Origin of the sequence: Aquabacterium sp., assembly GCF_049317225.1 — a bacterium.
In the GTDB taxonomy this organism is placed as follows: domain Bacteria; phylum Pseudomonadota; class Gammaproteobacteria; order Burkholderiales; family Burkholderiaceae_C; genus Aquabacterium.
In genome coordinates this window covers 1-17,675 of record NZ_JBMOIR010000015.1, presented here as the reverse complement: position 1 = coordinate 17,675, position 17,675 = coordinate 1, and the positions used below count along the sequence as shown (strand labels likewise).

Below are 17,675 nucleotides of genomic sequence, written 5' to 3'. Positions count from 1 at the left end.
GCCCGATTGTTCCCAGAACACCGTTCCGGAGCTTGAGTTGGATCAACCCTGCAAGCCGTGAGTTTGGCACAGTCGCCGGCATGAGTGAATCCGCCTTGATTTCAAACGGTCCGGTTGGCCCCGTCGTGACGACAGACATGCTCGCACGACTGGATGTCAACGGGCCTCGATACACCTCGTATCCTACCGCGGATCGATTTGTGGAAGCCTATGGCCCCACGCACTACATCCAGGCGTTGCAGCAGCGCGCAGACGGAGCGGGTGCTGTTGGTGGCGGTGTCGCGCCGTTGTCGGTTTATGTGCACATTCCCTTTTGTGAATCGGTTTGCTATTACTGCGCCTGCAACAAGGTCATTACAAAACATCATGACCGTGCTGTCGAGTATCTGTCCGCGTTGAGAACAGAGATTGACCTGACGGTCGAGCACCTTGGCCGTGGGCAGACACTGTCCCAGTTGCATTTTGGTGGCGGAAGTCCAACATTTTTGAGCGACGACGAGTTGGAGGGACTGATCTCGACACTGCAGGATGCCTTCAGGTTCGTGCCTGGTGGGGAGTACTCCATCGAGGTCGATCCCCGTACGATTGATGTGGGTCGATTGAAGCGATTGGCTGCGATGGGTTTCAATCGCTTGAGCTTTGGCGTGCAGGATTTTGATCCGCACGTGCAGCAGGCTGTCCATCGTGTTCAGCCTTACGAGCAGGTTGCTCAGCTGGTGGAGGCCGCCAGGGCAGAGGGATTTGGGTCCATCAACATGGATCTCATTTACGGACTGCCGAAGCAGACGCCGGAGAGCTTCGAGCGGACTCTGGCGCAGGTGGCAGGCCTCAAGCCGGATCGCATTGCGCTGTATGCATACGCGCACTTGCCGCAGCGGTTCAAGCCGCAGCGTCGCATTGATGCGGCCGCGCTTCCAAAGGCCAATGACAAGATTGGCATGTTGTCCATGGCCATTGAAAAGTTCGGGGCTGCTGGGTACGACTACATTGGCATGGACCACTTTGCCTTGCACCACGATAGCTTGGCCGTTGCGAAGCGCCAAGGACGGCTGCATCGCAATTTCCAAGGTTACAGCACGCATCCTGACAGCGATCTGATTGGCTTGGGCGTGTCTGCCATTGGCAAGGTGGGGGCGCATTACTGCCAAAACGCCAAGACCCTGGAGGACTACTACGACTCCCTTGAGCGTCGTGAGTTGCCGATCGTGCGCGGATTGGCTCTGTCAAGAGACGATTTGGTGCGTCGTGCCGTGATCATGGCGGTGATGTGTCAGGGGCGTGTCGACATTGAGTCGATCGAACTCGCATACTTGATCAATTTCCGGCAATACTTCGAGACTGAGTTGCGCCTGTTGGAGCCGCTCGTCGAGTCGGGGCTGGTGCAAATGGAGTCGGATGGTGTTCGGGTTACGCCGCTGGGTTGGTATTTCGTGCGAGCGGTTGCCATGGTCTTCGACCGCTACATCCAAGCCGACAAGACGCTCGAAAAGTTTTCTCGCATCATTTGATCAGATGATGTTTGGCGGAGGTCGGTCATGCTGACCGGCCTGATGTTTACCGCCTTCCTGATGGGGTTGGGCGGTATCCCGCATTGCGTCGCGATGTGCGGCACGGCCTGTGCGGCTGCATTCCCGCGGGGTATCTCGCCTTTGGCGATGGCGGGGCGGTGCATTGGGTACGCTGTTCTCGGGGCTGTTGCGGCTTCAGCAGCCGGGCTGGCATCGCAATTCGGTCGTTCAATGACCATCTTGCAGCCCTTCTGGGTGATGCTGCAGGTCGGCGCCGTATTTGTGGGCTTGTGGTTACTGTGGTATGGCGTTATGCCGCGCCAACTCGACATGTTCGGTGTGCGCGTTTATCACTGGGTGCGCAGCAAGTTTGGTGTGCCTGCGCCGGTAACTCGCTCCCCGTTCATGCGGGCGCTTGTGCCGCTGCTGTCCGGTTGCCTTTGGGCTGTGCTGCCTTGCGGTTTGCTGTATGCGGCCGTCGTCGTCGCAGCGTTGGCGCCCAATTCGTTGGGGGGGGCGCTGGTGATGCTCGCGTTTGCGCTCCCTGGCGCGGCGGGTATCTGGTTTACGCCGCAGTTGCTGCGCAAGCTTTCCGGGCAGAGCGCAGGAGCAGCGCCTTCGCCAGCGGGCGCTGGTGGAGCGGTGGTGCCCATCCTCTGGCACGGATCGACGCCCAAGGGTGAGTCTTCTGTGCCTGCTGCAGGTGTGGCTGTGGGTGGTGATGCGCGATGGGCCGTCCGGCTCTCTGGCTTGTGCTTGTCCTTGATGGCTGCGTGGGCTGTGTGGCACCAGTTGGTGGCACAGTGGCAAGCGTGGTGCGCCTGATTTGGCGCAATTAGTCGCAGCTAATCAGCAACCCTTCAGGGGATTCCCGATGTAGAAGTGCTGGTACTGTGGAAAGCGTCGCGTAGAATCAAAACACGCAATGCCGATATCCATGGCATTGCTTTTCACGGATACGCCAAACGCGGAGACCACAACTATGTATCAGCACATCAAGGTGCCCGAAGGTGGGCAGAAGATCACGGTGAACCCGGACTTCTCGCTCAACGTACCTCACAACCCCATCATCCCCTATATCGAAGGGGACGGCACTGGCTTCGATATCACGCCAGTGATGATCAAGGTGGTGGACGCCGCAGTTGAGAAGGCTTATGGCGGTCAGCGCAAGATCCACTGGATGGAAATCTACGCTGGCGAAAAGTCAACGCGCGTGTACGGCCCGGATGTGTGGCTGCCTGAAGAAACTCTGCAAGTCTTGAAGGACTACGTTGTGTCCATCAAGGGACCTCTGACGACACCCGTTGGTGGTGGCATTCGTTCGCTGAACGTGGCCTTGCGTCAGGAGTTGGATCTCTACGTTTGTCTGCGCCCAGTCACGTACTTCAAGGGTGTACCTTCGCCTGTGAAGGAGCCCGAAAAGATCGACATGGTGATCTTCCGTGAAAACTCGGAAGACATCTATGCCGGCATTGAGTTCGAAGCACAAAGCGACAAGGCCAAGAAACTGATCAGCTTCCTGCAGACCGAATTCGGTGTGAAGAAGATCCGTTTCCCAGAAACCTCAGGCATCGGCATCAAGCCAGTGTCCAAGGAGGGGACCGAGCGTCTGGTGCGCAAGGCCCTGCAATACGCCATCGACAATGACAAGCCCAGTGTGACCATCGTTCACAAGGGCAACATCATGAAGTACACCGAGGGTGGCTTCCGCGACTGGGGTTATGCACTGGCTCAAAACGAGTTCGGCGCCGAGCTGATTGATGGCGGTCCATGGTGCAAGTTCAAGAACCCCAAGACTGGCAAGGACATCATCGTCAAGGATGCGATTGCTGACGCCTTCTTGCAGCAAATCCTGTTGCGTCCAGCTGAGTACAGCGTGATTGCCACCTTGAACCTGAACGGCGACTACATCTCTGATGCGCTGGCTGCGCAGGTCGGTGGTATCGGTATCGCTCCAGGTGCAAACCTGTCGGATTCGGTTGCCATGTTCGAGGCGACCCACGGTACAGCGCCGAAGTACGCAGGCAAGGACTATGTGAACCCCGGTTCCGAGATCCTGTCCGCAGAAATGATGCTGCGTCACATGGGCTGGTTTGAAGCCGCCGACCTGATCATCAGCTCGATGAACGGTGCGATTCAGAGCAAGAAAGTGACATATGACTTTGCTCGTCTGATGGACGGTGCGACCCAAGTGTCGTGTTCTGCCTTTGGTCAGGTCATGATCGATCACATGTGATCGATGGCAGGCTCGTGTGCCTGTCAAAAAAAGCCCGCCTTGAGAGGCGGGCTTTTTTGTTTGCCGTACGACGGACTCAGTAAAGCCCGTGTACCTGGGATATCAATGCGGGCGCAGGCCGCTTTGTGTGCTCATGTCACGGAAGTGCAGGTCGCTCAACGGGTCGGTCACCGTTCCGACTGGCGTGCTGCTGTCAATCGGCTGGATGTTCTGTGCCAACATGCCCTTGGGGCCGGCAATCAGTTCGTACTGAACTTTGGATCCTTGCTTGAGGGTTCTGAAGCCATCCATTTGAATGGCCGAGAAGTGGGCGAATACGTCGCCTCCACCTTGATCGGGTTCAATGAAACCAAATCCCTTGGCATCGTTGAACCACTTAACGGTACCAGTAGCCATACCACATCCTCCTTGTTAATTTGTTCACATTCTGGGATTCTGCGGACGGGGGTGTCAAGCGCATAAATTAGGGGATTCGGTCAGTGGATTCCCTGAGGTGATGCCGGTCTTTTTGGCAGGTCGCAGGTGAGGTTCGGTACGTTCGTTCAATATGTCGGTAATCTGATGCGGCTTTTCTTCGCTTGAACGTTGGGCTTCAGCCCCAAGATGGGAACTGTGGCTGAGGGTGTCCCGTAGAATCTTTTTCATGACCTTTCCGTTACTGATCCAGTCATCGACGACGCCAGAGGGACCGGCCGACGAAGGGCTTGGTGCGGCTGTTGTCGAGAAAGAGAAGCTCGCACTTCAGCCGCCGAACCTGTTCAAGGTTGTGATGCTCAACGATGACTTCACCCCAATGGAATTTGTGGTGTTTGTGTTGCAAGAGCATTTCCGTCACGATATCGAGACGGCGACTCAGATCATGCTGAAAATCCACCACGAAGGTCGTGGTGTGTGCGGTGTCTACACCAAAGATGTCGCGGCCACCAAGGTCGAACTCGTTCTTGCCGCCGCCCGCGAAGCCGGGCATCCCCTGCAGTGCATTCTGGAGACCGCATGATTGCGCAAGAGTTGGAAGTGAGTCTGCATCTGGCCTTCGTCGAGGCTCGTCAGCAACGCCATGAGTTCATCACGGTTGAACACTTGCTGCTGGCCTTGGTCGACAACCCCTCTGCTTCCGAGGTGTTGAAAGCCTGCGCGGCCAACCTGGAAGAGTTGCGCAAGAACCTCGACCAGTTCATTCGTGACAACACACCCACGGTTGGTGGGACGGACGAGGTGGATACGCAGCCCACGCTGGGTTTCCAGCGCGTGATCCAGCGTGCCATCATGCATGTCCAGTCGTCTGGCAATGGCAAGAAGGAAGTGACCGGTGCCAATGTGCTGGTGGCCATTTTCGGCGAGAAGGATTCCCATGCGGTGTACTACCTGCATCAGCAAGGTGTGACGCGCCTGGATGTGGTGAACTTTATTGCGCATGGCATTCGCAAAGTCGATCCTCCCGATGCCGGCAAGACCCCTCAGGATGCTGGCCCCGTAGAGGGCGAAAAGGAAGAGGTAGAGAGCAAGGCCTCGCCGCTGGAGCAATACACCCAGAACCTCAACCAACTGGCTCGCGATGGCAAGATCGATCCGCTGATCGGGCGCGACGTGGAAGTCGAGCGCGTCATTCAGGTTTTGTGTCGTCGCCGCAAGAACAACCCGCTGCTGGTTGGCGAGGCGGGCGTCGGCAAGACCGCCATCGCGGAAGGCTTGGCTTGGCGCATCACCCAAGGTGACGTGCCGGATGTCCTGGCGGACGCGGAGGTGTTCGCGCTGGACATGGGCGCGCTGCTGGCTGGTACCAAGTATCGCGGCGACTTTGAGCAGCGTCTGAAAGCTGTGATCAAGCAACTGAAGGAGCAACAGGGTGCTGTGCTCTTCATCGACGAAATTCACACGCTGATTGGCGCAGGGGCGGCCTCGGGCGGCACGCTGGATGCCAGCAACCTGCTCAAGCCTGCCTTGAGTTCGGGGCAACTCAAGTGCATCGGTGCGACCACTTTCACCGAGTTCCGTGGCATTTTCGAGAAGGATGCTGCCTTGTCTCGTCGCTTCCAGAAGGTGGAAGTGGCCGAGCCGACGGTGGAGCAAACGATCGAGATCCTGAAGGGCTTGAAGTCTCGCTTTGAAGAGCATCACAGCGTCAAGTATTCGCTCAATGCGCTACAAGCGGCGGCAGAGTTGTCTGCCAAGTTCATCAATGACCGACACCTGCCGGATAAGGCGATCGATGTCATTGACGAAGCCGGGGCCGCGCAGCGTATCCTGCCCAAGAGCAAACAGAAGAAGACCATCACCCGTGCAGAGGTCGAGGAAATCGTGGCCAAGATCGCCCGCGTGCCGTCGACCAGCGTCTCCAGTGATGATCGCTCCAAGCTTAAGAATCTGGATCGCGACCTGAAGAGCGTGGTGTTCGGGCAAGACGCCGCGATCGACGCTTTGGCATCGGCCATTAAGATGGCGCGCTCAGGCCTGGGCAAGCCGGATAAGCCGATTGGTTCGTTCCTTTTCAGCGGACCCACGGGCGTGGGCAAAACCGAAGTGGCCAAGCAACTCGCTTACATCCTCGGGATTGAGTTGATCCGCTTTGACATGTCTGAGTACATGGAGCGGCATGCGGTCAGTCGCTTGATCGGTGCGCCTCCCGGCTATGTGGGGTTCGACCAAGGTGGTTTGTTAACCGAGGCGGTGACGAAGAAGCCGCATGCCGTGTTGCTGCTCGACGAAATCGAGAAGGCCCACCCCGATGTGTTCAACATCCTGCTTCAGGTGATGGACCACGGCACGCTGACGGACAACAACGGTCGCAAGGCAGACTTCCGCAACGTGTTGATCATCATGACCACCAACGCGGGTGCGGAAACGCTACAGAAGTCGACCATCGGTTTCACCACTCAGCGTGAGCAGGGCGATGAAATGGCCGACATCAAGCGCCAATTCACCCCCGAGTTCCGCAACCGTCTGGATGCGATCGTGGGCTTCAAGCCCTTGGATGAGGAAGTCATCCTGCGCGTGGTGGACAAGTTTCTGCTGCAACTGGAAAGCCAGCTGGCAGAGAAGAAGGTGGATGTCACGTTCACCGACACCTTGCGCCGTTATCTGGCCAAACGAGGATTCGATCCGCTCATGGGTGCTCGCCCGATGCAGCGGCTCATCCAGGACACCATCCGTCGCGCCTTGGCCGACGAGTTGCTGTTCGGTCGTTTGGTCGATGGTGGGCGTCTGACGGTGGATATCGATGAGAAGTCGGGGGGCGACGCTGAAGTCAAACTCGATATCCAGCCGCTAAAGAAGTCAGACAAGGCCAAGCCTGAGGCCGCAACAGCGGTGTGACGCCAGAGCGAAGGGTCGGAAATTTCCGACCCTTTGTTTTTTGCGCGCCCCCGGTGGTGACGGACGTTTTCTACCGCCAGATCAAGCGTGAAAAGCCGTCGGGAGTCCAGCGCAGCACTTCTGCGCGGGGATGCTCGTGATCCAGGTCCCAGTCTGACAGCACGTGACGGACGCCGTGAGCGATCTGTGCGCTGCCGAACGGCTGGGTTTGGGGATGGTGGGTGTGCCCGTGGATCAGGATGGGGGCCTGCGCGGCGGCCATCCACTGCCCCGCAATGGTTTCGTCCACATCTGCCCACTGTTCGGGCATCTGCGACTTCTGGTGCATCTGGCTGGCGTTGCGCATTTGCTGGGCCTGGGCCAAGCGTGCGGTCAATGGTGCCCCCAGGAAAGCCTGTTGCCACGTAGATTGACGGACCTGAGCTCGGAAGCGAAGGTAAGCCTCGTCCGCTAGGCACAGTTCATCCCCATGCATCAACAAGGCACGTTGGCCAAATGCACTGAGCACGGTGGGGTCGGGTAGGTGTTGCGCGCCGCAAGCGTCCAGCATGCCGGCGCCCAGCAAGAAGTCACGATTGCCCACCATCATGAACAGGCGGGTGCGCCGGCTCGCGTGGGCGAACATGTCGGCGCATTGCTGTTCATAGGGTTGGGTGCGCATGTCGTCACCGACCCAAGCCTCAAAGATGTCTCCCAGCAAAAACACGGCATCGGCGGGCGTGGTGTCGAGGTAGCGAGCCAGGGCAGCAGTGGTCCTGGGCAGGTCCGCGTGCAGGTGCAGGTCGGAGATGAAATCAATGCACCGCCACGAGGGCGGTGCATTCAGTGTTTCCGACGTGGGGAAGGGAGGCTTCCCCATCACATCAGACTTCAACAGCCTGGGTGATCACAATGTCTTCCAGCGGCACGTCGTCATGGAAGCCCTTGCGACCGGTGCGAACCTTCTCGATGGCGTCAATGACTTCGGTGCCTGCCACGACCTTGCCGAACACGGCGTAGCCCCAGCCTTGCATGGACTCCGACTTGAAGTTCAGGAAGTCGTTGTTGGCACTGTTGATGAAGAACTGTGCGCTGGCCGAGTGCGGTGCGCTGGTACGGGCCATGGCAATGGTGTACTTGTCGTTCTTCAGGCCATTGTTGGCTTCGTTCTGGATCTCGGCCTTGGTTGCCTTTTGCTTCATGCCGACTTCAAAGCCGCCGCCTTGAATCATGAAGCCCTTGATCACACGGTGAAAAACCGTGCCGTTGTAGTGGCCGGCGTTCACGTAGTCCAGAAAGTTGGCCACGGTGATGGGGGCCTTGGCGTCATCCAGTTCCAGACGGATCACGCCAGCGGTGGTTTGCAGTTCAACGGTTTTGGTCATGTTTACTTCTCGATGGAGGCTTGTTTGATGATGACGGGTTGAGCGGGAACGTCGCCGTACATGCCGCGCTGCGTGGTCTCAACCTTGCGAATTTTGTCGACGACATCCATGCCCTGCACGACTTTGCCGAAGACGGCGTAGCCGTTGCCATCGGGCGAGCGGGCCGCGTCAAGGAACAGATTGTCCTTCACGTTGATGAAGAATTGCGATGTGGCCGAATCCGGCACATTGGTGCGCGCCATGGCGATGGAGCCGCGAACGTTGCTCAGTCCGTTGCGGCTTTCCAGCGGGATGGGGGCGCGTGTGGGCTTTTCACGCAGATCGGGCGTCATGCCACCGCCCTGAATCATGAAGCTTTCGATCACACGATGGAACACAGTGCCGTTGTAGTGGCCCGCCTTCACGTATTGCACAAAGTTGTCGACCGTCTTGGGGGCCTTGGCGGCGTCCAGCTGCACGACGATGTCTCCCATGCTGGTGCTCAGTCGAACGTTTTGGGCCTGTGTGGCCAAAGCGGTGAGGCCGATCACGCCAGCCAGAATCAGTTTACGGATCATCCGATCACTCCTTCATAGAAGATTTTCCAGAGGCCACCCTCTTTGCCCCAATATTGACGCTTGAGGGCGCCTGTGCGTTGACCGTCAGAGACTTCGCCAAAGGTGACGACCAGAACGTCACTCTTGTCTCGCCAACCCAGGATGGCGAGATCTTTCAACTGGAGCGAGTGTCCCCGCAGTTGATTGATATCACGCTGCAGCAACTGGCGCCATTGATTCACGTCCTTGCCACTGCTCACGAACTGCGGCGAGTAAAAGGACATCAGCCTCGTGACGTCACCGCTGGCTCGGGCGACGCGCCAGCCCTCAATCAGGTTTTGCAGGTTGCGGCGCTCGGGTTCTGCCTTGGATGGGGGGATCCATTGCAGAGATTTGGCGATCACCACGGGTGTGGTGCGGGGCTGTACCCGGTTCAGGATGGTTTGCAACTCTGGGTTGGCCAAGGCGACGCAGCCGTCGGTGCTGTTGGGGCTGCGTGCGTAGCTGTCGCTGGGCACGCCATGCAACCAAATGCCACGCCCGGTTCGTCCTAATCGCCGGTCGTATTCGTTAGGGTAATTCAAGGGCAGGGCGCCTGCTCCATAGAAGTCGGTCAGCTGGCTGGCATCGAGTCGGCTGGTGATGTAGTAAACGCCAAGCGGTGTGCGCTGGTCGCCCTCGAAGCTCTTGTCTGATCCCAGGCGACCGATTGAGGCGTAGTGGTCCGCGACCAGTTGAAGGCCATTGGGGCCGTTCTCGAACAAATAAAGCCGAGATCGACTGGCATCCACAGCAATCGCGTGTTTGGTCGTGGGTGGCACAGCAATGAACTGCGCGGGCAGTGCGCCAGCAGGGGGCTTCTCGGTCAGCGCTGAGAGGCGTCGCCGAGCTTCTTCGCGCAGTTGTTCTAGTCGCGCCTGCGACGTTGCCGCGATGTTGGCGGGAGCGTTGCCCATGGTGGGCAATACCTTGGTACGCGAAAGCAAAAGATCGCCGTAGACCAACTGCGCCAACTGGAAATTGGGTACGTCGCGAATAAGCTGCTCTGCTTTTTGCAGAGCATTGCCACCTTTGCCGTCACCAATCAGTCGGTAGACCTCCAGAAGTCGAGCCTCGGCAGAAAACGATTGCTGCGGGATGCGCGGCTCACTGTTCTCTGTTGGCTTTTGTTGAGGCCTTGGCAGTGCATGCTTGGCTGTCTGGGGCTTGTCCTTGTGAGGGCTAGCGCAAGCTTCGTCCGACAAGGGAGCGAAAAGGCAGAAAGCGAAAATGGCCCCCAGAGCCATTCCGTTGACCAGTTTCAGTTCGGGTAGCAAACGGCGCACGACGCGGAGCTCCCAGCGCGTCAACGAACGAATCACGATCCCGCGCTTTCCTTCACGATGACCCAGCCACCACCAGAGCGAACGAGGTCAAGGCGCTTGCTGCTGCTGACATTCAGGTTGTCAGCTTTGTATTCTTGACGGAAGCGGGCCACGGCCTTGCTACCGTTGACATCGACCTGCATACCGCTGATCTTGACGGAAATGTTGCGCTTGCCGTTGATGCGGTCACGACGCTCGGTTTCCCACGCCTTACGGGTTTTGCCACCGTCGAAGTCACGGCTGTAAGACGCGAAGTACCCCTTGAGATCCTTCTTGCTCCAAGCCGCAGCCCAGTCACGCACGGCATTTTCGACGTCACGCTCGGATTTCGCGCCGCTGTCTTTGCGAGCTTCTGTGCGTGGCTCAGGTGCTGTTGTTGACGCAGTTGCCACTGGCTTGGCGGCAGGGACGACTGTGGCTACAGGCGCCTTTGCAACCGGTGCCGGTGCGGGCTGTACAGAGGCTGGTGTCGGTGCGGGCGTTGGCTTGGCTGCTGGAGCCGCTACGGGTGCTGGAACAGGTGCTTGAACAGGTTGTGCTGCAGCAAGGATCGAGTTGCGTTCTTTGGGGAACAGGTCTCGGATCATGGCCAGCTTGGGGGCAACCGCCGAGCGCGTGTCGATTTGCAGCGCCTTGGAGTAGGCCTGGCTGGCCAACTTTGCGTACACATCTCCCAAGTTCTCATAAGCCGTTGCATAGCTTGGGTTGGTCCGGATGGCCATTTCCAGTGCGTTGCGAGCCTTGTCATATTGACCTTGCTGCGCGTAAAGCACGGCCAGGTTGTTGAACGGTTCGGGCAACTCTGGGAAGTCTTCTGTCAGCTTGGTGAAGGCTGTGATGGCTTCGGGTGTGCGACCGGCTTGCGATAGGCTGATGCCGCGCAAGAAGCGCATCATGGGGTCACGCGGCTTGTTGGCCAGGAATTGGTCCGCGCGTTGCAGTGCCTCGATGTTTTTGCCGGCTGCCAGCAATTTCTGGACATCACCGACATCGTCGGCGAGTGCGCTGAACATGGTCAGCGAGAGGGCTGCGGCAGTCAGGCACTTGGCGGCCAGGGCGGTCAGTCGGAGTCCGTTGGAAGGCACGGCGTCGAAGAAAGGCATGAGCAATCGTGGTTGTCGGACGCGCACGGGGCGCAGAAAGCCGCAGGCGCCAAGACGGTTGCATTTCGCGCCATCTTCAGCCCGCAATAAAGCAGTAAGAATAACAGTCCTGACTTGTCCGCCGGGGCTTGTCACCCCCTGATCACAGGTGGACCGCTATACTCGCCGGATTGTATCTGAGCGGGGCGAGCGCTTAACGGCCAGCATCCTGTCCGTGTGTCGTGCATGTGGCACACCCCGACCTCGCCGAAGATCCCCGATATTTCTCATGAGTTTGCGTCTTTTCAATAGTCTGTCGCGTCAGATCGAGGTGTTTCACCCCCTGACTCCTGGTCAGGTTCGCATGTATGTGTGCGGGATGACCATCTACGATTACTGCCACGTAGGGCACGCCCGCATGATGATGGCGTTCGACGTCGTGCAGCGTTGGCTCAAGGCTTCTGGCTACGACGTGACCTATGTCCGCAACATCACTGACATTGACGACAAGATCATCCGTCGCGCCGTTGAGCGTGGCATCACGATTCGTCAGCTGACCGATGAGATGACGCAGGCGATGCACGATGACATCGCTGCGCTCGGTATCGAGCCGCCGACGCACGAGCCGCGGGCGACCGAATACGTCGGCCAGATGTTGGACCTGATTGGTAAGCTGGAGGCCAACGGACTGGCCTATCGCGCCAGCAATGGCGATGTGAACTACGCTGTGCGCAAGTTTCCGGGCTACGGCAAGCTTTCGGGCAAGAGTCTGGATCAGTTGCGTGCTGGCGAACGTGTCGCTGTGGATGATGGCAAGCAGGACCCTCTTGACTTCGTCTTGTGGAAGTCGGCTAAACCTGAAGAGCCTGCTGATGCCAAGTACGAGTCGCCTTATGGCGCGGGGCGTCCGGGTTGGCACATCGAGTGTTCGGCCATGAGCTGCTCCTTGCTGGGCGAGCACTTTGATATCCACGGTGGTGGGTTGGACCTGCAGTTCCCTCATCACGAGAACGAGATCGCGCAGAGCGAAGGTGCGTCCGGAAAGTCGTTTGTTAATTACTGGTTGCACAACGGGTTTGTGAACGTTGACAACGTGAAGATGTCGAAGTCGCTCGGCAACTTCTTCACCATCCGTGATGTGTTGAAGCACTTTGATGGCGAAACCCTGCGTTTCTTCATGCTGCGCACTCAATATCGCAGCCCCTTCAATTTCAGTGATGCGGGTCTGGAGGACGCGCGCAGTGGTTTGCGTCGCCTGTACACCACTCTGGATTCTGTGGCAGCAGTAGATGCCTTCGACATCGATTGGGCTCACCCGCAGGCGGCGCGTTTCAGGGCTGCAATGGATGAAGATCTCAATACGCCGATTGCGATCGCGGTGTTGTTTGATCTGGCGACCGAAGTGAATCGCTCCGGGGCAGGAGAGTCCGCTTCGTTGCTGAAAGCGTTGGCGGGTCTGTTGGGGCTGTTGCAGCAAGAGCCCAAGGCTTATCTGCAAGGTGGTGTCGGTGCTGATGCTGACGTGTCGGCCATCGATGCGTTGATTGCAGCGCGCGCGGAAGCGAAGAAGGCCAAGAATTTCGCGGAGTCGGATCGTATTCGCGATGAATTGGCTGCCCAAGGCATCGTCCTCAAAGACGGCCCGCAGGGGACGACGTGGGTGAAGGCCTGATGACTGCTGCTGCGACACCTGTTTCCGACGTTACTGCCGAAGCCGTGCTGGACGCGCAGCTGGTCACGCCGCATTACTGGGATGAGGCGTGCAAGCACCTGTCCAAGCGTGACCGTGTGATGCGCAAGTTGATTGTGGATCACGGCCATGCGCGTTTGTATAGTCGTGGTGATGCGTTCACGACGCTGGCGAGGTCCATCGTTGGTCAGCAGATTTCTGTGAAAGCGGCGCAGTCTGTTTGGGATCGCTTCTTGACCCTTTTGGGACGTGACATCAGTGAGTCACGTGCGCCGATTCCTGTTGCTGACGTGTTGCGGCAGGCGCCCGACGCCTTGCGCCAAGCTGGTTTGTCTGCGCGCAAGGTGGAGTATTTGCGCGACTTGGCCTGTCACTTTGATGAGGGGCGTGTGCATGTCGAGCAGTGGCAGCAGATGGACGATGAATCCATCATTGATGAGCTGACCGACATCCGTGGGATCGGCCGCTGGACAGCCGAAATGTTCTTGATCTTTTATTTGATGCGCCCGAATGTGCTGCCCCTGGACGACCTGGGGTTGATCAAGGGCATCAGTCAGAGTTATTTCAGTGGTGAGCCAGTGTCCCGAGCTGAAGCGCGGGACGTGGCCGAAGCCTGGGCGCCCTACCGTACAGTGGGGACCTGGTATCTGTGGCGCAGCCTCGACCCGCTGCCCGTGGAGTATTGACGCCAACCCGGCGTGATGAAGGAATTTGCCATGAGCAAACGACACTTCCTTGAGTTCGAGCAACCGATTGCCGAGCTGGAATCCAAGATTGAAGAGCTGCGTTATGTGCAGAGCGAGTCAGCGGTGGACATCTCTGAGGAGATTGACCGACTGAGCAAAAAGAGCATGCAGCTCACCAAGGACATCTACTCGACGCTGTCGCCGTGGCAGGTCACCCAGATTGCCCGTCATCCCCAGCGTCCTTACACGCTGGATTACGTGAACGAGTTGTTCACCGACTTCCAGGAAATGCATGGCGACCGCCACTTTGCGGATGACTTGTCAATCGTCGGGGGGCTTGCGCGTTTCAACGGGCAGCCTTGCATGGTACTGGGGCATCAAAAGGGCCGCGATACGAAGGAGCGTGCAGCGCGTAACTTCGGCATGTCCCGTCCAGAGGGTTACCGCAAAGCTTTGCGTCTGATGCAGACGGCGGAGAAGTTTGGGTTGCCCGTGTTCACCTTTGTGGATACGCCTGGTGCTTATCCTGGCATTGGTGCGGAAGAACGCAATCAGTCAGAGGCCATCGGGCGCAACATCTTCGAGATGGCTCGCCTGGAAGTGCCCATCATCACCACCATCATTGGTGAAGGTGGCTCGGGCGGCGCTTTGGCGATCAGTGTGGCCGATCAGGTTTTGATGCTGCAGTATTCCGTGTACTCCGTCATCTCGCCTGAGGGCTGCGCGTCGATCTTGTGGAAGACGTCTGACAAGGCTTCGGATGCTGCGGAGGCGCTGGGCATCACGGCTCACAGACTCAAGGCTTTGGGTCTGATTGACAAGATCGTCAGCGAGCCCGTGGGTGGCGCACATCGTGATCACAAGCAAATTTGTGCCAACTTGAAGCGCGCGCTGAATGACGCGTTCCGCCAAGTGAGCGACTTGAAGGTCAAGGATTTGCTGCAACAGCGTTATGACCGACTGCAAAGCTACGGTCGATTCACTGATACCAAAGAGCATTGATCTCTGTTGCTTCAGGCATGCTGTCTGACCACGTGCGTGAGCAGGTCATCGCTGTGGCTTACAGCGGTGGACGCGACTCCACGGCGTTGTTGCATGCATGTGCTGTGGCGGCAAAAAGTGAGCCTGCGCTTCGCGTGGTAGCTTTGCACGTTCACCACGGACTGAGTGCGCTGGCCGACGACTGGCTGGCGCACGCCCAGATGACATGTGATGAATGGGCTCGGGCCGGCTTGCCTGTCAGTTTGGTGGTGCGCCGGGTGTCAGTGGATGTGTCTGGCGGTGCCAGCGTGGAGGCCCGAGCAAGGGCCGCCCGCTATGCTGCGTTGTCGGACATGGTGACGATGGTCGGCGGAGATTTGTTGCTGCTCGCGCATCACCGAAGAGACCAGGCTGAAACCTTTTTGCTTCAGGCATTACGAGGCGCGGGCGTCGCAGGATTGGCCTGTATGCCCAAAGATGAATGGCGTGATGGCATTCGTTGGGTCAGACCATGGCTTGATCATCCTCGAGAGGCCATTGAAGCTTATGTTGCGGCGCACCGATTGCAGTACGTCGAGGACGATAGCAATTCAGATGTGAGATTTGCCCGCAATCGATTGCGGGCGAGTGTCTGGCCAGCCCTGCTGGAAGCATTTCCTGACGCGGAGCGTGCGTTGGCATCGTCTGGCAGCAAGGTTGCCGATGCTTTGCCCGCCATGGCATCGTGGCATCAGCAGCTTTTGCAAAGCGCAACCGTACCGAGCGATGTCGGTACAACGTCGATGGCGTATCCAGATCTGAATGCCATTCAATGGGCTGTATGGGCGGTTGGTGCGCGGCGGGAGGCATTGCGTGCTTGGTACCAGCAAGTCGCTGGCCGGAGTCTGACCGCCAGTTGGGTCTATCGCCTGGCCGATGAGGTGCCTGGCATGATTGAGCGTCAGTCCTCGTCCAACTGGGATGAGATTGGTGTTTCGCTGTACCGGGGGCTGTTGAGCTATTCGTCGCGGCGCTCCCCGCGGTGTGCCAGTGGTGTGTCCGAAGTATCAGCGGTCACGCTCGGGCCGTTGACGGAAGGGGTGCACCGCGTAGCGTCCTGGTTGGGCTGCTTGCATGTCCGTCGGGTGGAGATTGGGGGGGTGTCGGCCCAATCGCTGGAGGATGTTGCTTTGCGGCCGCGCGTTGGTGGTGAGCAATTCCAGTCTGCGCCAGGGCGTCCTCTGCGCGCGCTCAGGAAACAGTTTCAGTGTGCGGGCGTTCCATCGTGGTTGCGCCAGGGCCCTTTGGTCTACGGAGGGGGGCGCTTGTTGTGGGTGCCGGGGCTGGGTGTGGATGCACGTGCTGTTGCACCTGATGGCGATCCCCAATATGCCTTTGAGTGGCATCCCGATTCGTCAAGTGCGACTTGATGCCCATTGTTTAAGACCCGACCGAGTGGGTTCCGGGTCTGGCTCAGGCTAAAATCAAGGGTTTGATCGCGTGCGTGCATCCAGGATGAGGTGCACTGTGTGTGTTTGGCACGCGATTGTTTCCAACAACATCTGACATGGCACTGATCGTTCACAAATACGGCGGCACGTCGATGGGCTCGACCGAGCGCATCCGTAACGTGGCCAAGCGTGTGGCCAAGTGGGTGCGGGCAGGTCATCAGCTTGTGGTCGTTCCTTCGGCCATGAGCGGCGAGACCAACCGTCTCCTGGGCCTGGCCAAAGAACTCTCCGACCGCCCTAGCGAGCGCGAACTGGACATGATCGCCTCGACCGGCGAGCAAGTTTCTGTTGGTTTGCTGGCGATTGCTCTGCAAGCCGAAGGCTTGGAATCAGTCAGCTACGCTGGCTGGCAAGTGCCCATCAAGACGGACTCGGCCTTTACCAAGGCACGGATTGAGAGCATTGATGATGCGCGCGTTCGTGCAGATCTGGCCGCCGGTAAGGTTGTCGTGATCACTGGTTTCCAGGGCGTGGATCCGAACGGCAATATCACGACGCTGGGTCGCGGTGGTTCCGACACCTCCGCTGTGGCTGTGGCAGCAGCGATGAAGGCCGATGAATGCCTGATTTATACCGACGTGGATGGCGTGTACACGACCGATCCTCGCGTGGTGCCCGAAGCCCGTCGCCTCAACAGCATCAGCTTTGAAGAGATGCTGGAAATGGCGTCGCTGGGCTCCAAGGTTCTGCAGATTCGCTCTGTGGAATTTGCCGGCAAATATCGCGTTCCCCTGCGTGTGCTGTCCAGCTTCACACCGTGGGACATCGACCTGGCAGAAGAAGCCAAGTCGGGCACGCTCATCAGTTTTGAGGAAGACGAGAAAATGGAACAAGCCGTTGTTTCGGGCATCGCATTCACCCGCGACGAAGCCAAGATCACCGTGGTCGGCGTGCCCGACACCCCTGGCATTGCCTACCAGATCCTGGGTAAAGTTGCCGATGCCAACATTGATGTGGACGTGATCATTCAGAACGTTTCGCACGATGGCAAGACCGACTTTTCGTTCACCGTGCCTCGCGGTGACTATGCGCGCACCGTTGAGTTGCTGAAGGCCAATGTGCTGCCGGCGCTGGGGGCCCGTGATGTTGTGGGCGACGCCAAGATCGCCAAGGTGTCGATCGTGGGCATCGGCATGCGCAGCCACGTTGGCATTGCCAGCACGATGTTCAAGACGCTGTCTGACGAAGGCATCAACATCCAGATGATCACGACCAGTGAAATCAAGACATCGGTTGTGATCGATGAGAAGTACCTGGAATTGGCCGTGCGCGCGCTGCACAAGGCATTCGGTCTGGACGAAGCCAAAGCCTGATGTTGTTTTGAGCGCAACAGGCCGAAAGCTCAAATTTCTGGGCTAGAATGCTTGCTGTTGCTGGAGTCGTGACCGAGAGGCCGAAGGTGCTCCCCTGCTAAGGGAGTATGCGG

Annotated in this window: 15 protein-coding genes and 1 pseudogene; 10 read left to right on the top strand and 6 right to left on the bottom strand. The window is 58.3% G+C overall.

What is annotated here, in order from left to right:
* Nucleotides 1–80 precede the first annotated feature (80 nt).
* The 3 genes from hemN to icd all read left to right on the top strand — a co-directional run bounded on the left by hemN (nucleotide 81) and on the right by icd (nucleotide 3,744).
* On the top strand, nucleotides 81–1,508 hold the full coding sequence (gene hemN / locus ACOYNB_RS10445) for an oxygen-independent coproporphyrinogen III oxidase (protein WP_422839019.1): 1,428 nt from the start codon (nucleotides 81–83) through the stop codon (nucleotides 1,506–1,508).
* A gap of 27 nt (nucleotides 1,509–1,535) precedes the next feature.
* On the top strand, nucleotides 1,536–2,333 hold the full coding sequence (locus ACOYNB_RS10440) for a sulfite exporter TauE/SafE family protein (protein ID WP_422839018.1): 798 nt from the start codon (nucleotides 1,536–1,538) through the stop codon (nucleotides 2,331–2,333).
* Between the two features lie 157 nt (nucleotides 2,334–2,490).
* A complete protein-coding gene (gene icd / locus ACOYNB_RS10435; protein WP_374258557.1) occupies nucleotides 2,491–3,744 on the top strand; it encodes an NADP-dependent isocitrate dehydrogenase in 1,254 nt (417 codons plus the stop codon).
* A 201-nt stretch (nucleotides 3,745–3,945) separates the two neighbouring features.
* Here icd and ACOYNB_RS10430 read toward each other — a convergent pair.
* Nucleotides 3,946–4,140: pseudogene (locus tag ACOYNB_RS10430) on the bottom strand (cold-shock protein); the annotation flags it as partial.
* Between the two features lie 247 nt (nucleotides 4,141–4,387).
* On the opposite strand from ACOYNB_RS10430, the gene clpS reads away from it, so the two are divergent.
* A complete protein-coding gene (clpS, locus tag ACOYNB_RS10425; protein ID WP_422839017.1) occupies nucleotides 4,388–4,741 on the top strand; it encodes an ATP-dependent Clp protease adapter ClpS in 354 nt (117 codons plus the stop codon).
* On the top strand, nucleotides 4,738–7,056 hold the full coding sequence (gene clpA / locus ACOYNB_RS10420; RefSeq protein ID WP_422839016.1) for an ATP-dependent Clp protease ATP-binding subunit ClpA: 2,319 nt from the start codon (nucleotides 4,738–4,740) through the stop codon (nucleotides 7,054–7,056). Before clpS ends, clpA begins: the two co-directional genes overlap by 4 nt.
* A gap of 70 nt (nucleotides 7,057–7,126) precedes the next feature.
* On the opposite strand, the gene ACOYNB_RS10415 is transcribed toward clpA, so the two are convergent.
* Genes ACOYNB_RS10415 through ACOYNB_RS10395 form a run of 5 tightly spaced genes read right to left on the bottom strand, consistent with a single transcriptional unit; the run spans nucleotide 7,127 to nucleotide 11,423 of the window.
* Nucleotides 7,127–7,915 (bottom strand): UDP-2,3-diacylglucosamine diphosphatase, encoded by a 789-nt coding sequence (locus ACOYNB_RS10415; protein ID WP_422839015.1) that lies wholly within the window; start codon nucleotides 7,913–7,915, stop codon nucleotides 7,127–7,129.
* Between the two features lie 4 nt (nucleotides 7,916–7,919).
* Nucleotides 7,920–8,420 (bottom strand): peptidylprolyl isomerase, encoded by a 501-nt coding sequence (locus ACOYNB_RS10410; protein WP_422839014.1) that lies wholly within the window; start codon nucleotides 8,418–8,420, stop codon nucleotides 7,920–7,922.
* Nucleotides 8,421–8,422: 2 nt separating this feature from the next.
* Nucleotides 8,423–8,977, bottom strand: a complete 555-nt coding sequence (locus ACOYNB_RS10405; protein ID WP_422839013.1) for a peptidylprolyl isomerase — start codon at nucleotides 8,975–8,977, stop codon at nucleotides 8,423–8,425.
* The gene (locus ACOYNB_RS10400) at nucleotides 8,974–10,317 is read right to left on the bottom strand and encodes a L,D-transpeptidase family protein (protein ID WP_422839012.1); all 1,344 of its coding nucleotides are present in this window, start codon (nucleotides 10,315–10,317) and stop codon (nucleotides 8,974–8,976) included. Before ACOYNB_RS10400 ends, ACOYNB_RS10405 begins: the two co-directional genes overlap by 4 nt.
* Entirely contained in the window at nucleotides 10,314–11,423 is a 1,110-nt protein-coding gene (locus ACOYNB_RS10395) for a tetratricopeptide repeat protein (RefSeq protein WP_422839011.1), read from the bottom strand. Before ACOYNB_RS10395 ends, ACOYNB_RS10400 begins: the two co-directional genes overlap by 4 nt.
* Before the next feature lie 268 nt (nucleotides 11,424–11,691).
* Here ACOYNB_RS10395 and cysS point away from each other — a divergent pair, with 268 nt between their 5' ends.
* The 5 genes from cysS (at nucleotide 11,692) to ACOYNB_RS10370 (ending at nucleotide 17,562) form a co-directional block, all read left to right on the top strand.
* On the top strand, nucleotides 11,692–13,074 hold the full coding sequence (gene cysS / locus ACOYNB_RS10390; RefSeq protein ID WP_422839010.1) for a cysteine--tRNA ligase: 1,383 nt from the start codon (nucleotides 11,692–11,694) through the stop codon (nucleotides 13,072–13,074).
* On the top strand, nucleotides 13,074–13,778 hold the full coding sequence (locus tag ACOYNB_RS10385; RefSeq protein WP_422839009.1) for a DNA-3-methyladenine glycosylase family protein: 705 nt from the start codon (nucleotides 13,074–13,076) through the stop codon (nucleotides 13,776–13,778). Before cysS ends, ACOYNB_RS10385 begins: the two co-directional genes overlap by 1 nt.
* Before the next feature lie 30 nt (nucleotides 13,779–13,808).
* Nucleotides 13,809–14,780 (top strand): acetyl-CoA carboxylase carboxyltransferase subunit alpha, encoded by a 972-nt coding sequence (locus ACOYNB_RS10380; protein ID WP_374258541.1) that lies wholly within the window; start codon nucleotides 13,809–13,811, stop codon nucleotides 14,778–14,780.
* Nucleotides 14,781–14,797: 17 nt separating this feature from the next.
* Entirely contained in the window at nucleotides 14,798–16,168 is a 1,371-nt protein-coding gene (gene tilS, locus ACOYNB_RS10375; protein WP_422839008.1) for a tRNA lysidine(34) synthetase TilS, read from the top strand.
* 137 nt (nucleotides 16,169–16,305) lie between these two features.
* Nucleotides 16,306–17,562 (top strand): aspartate kinase, encoded by a 1,257-nt coding sequence (locus ACOYNB_RS10370; protein WP_374258537.1) that lies wholly within the window; start codon nucleotides 16,306–16,308, stop codon nucleotides 17,560–17,562.
* Nucleotides 17,563–17,675 lie beyond the last annotated feature (113 nt).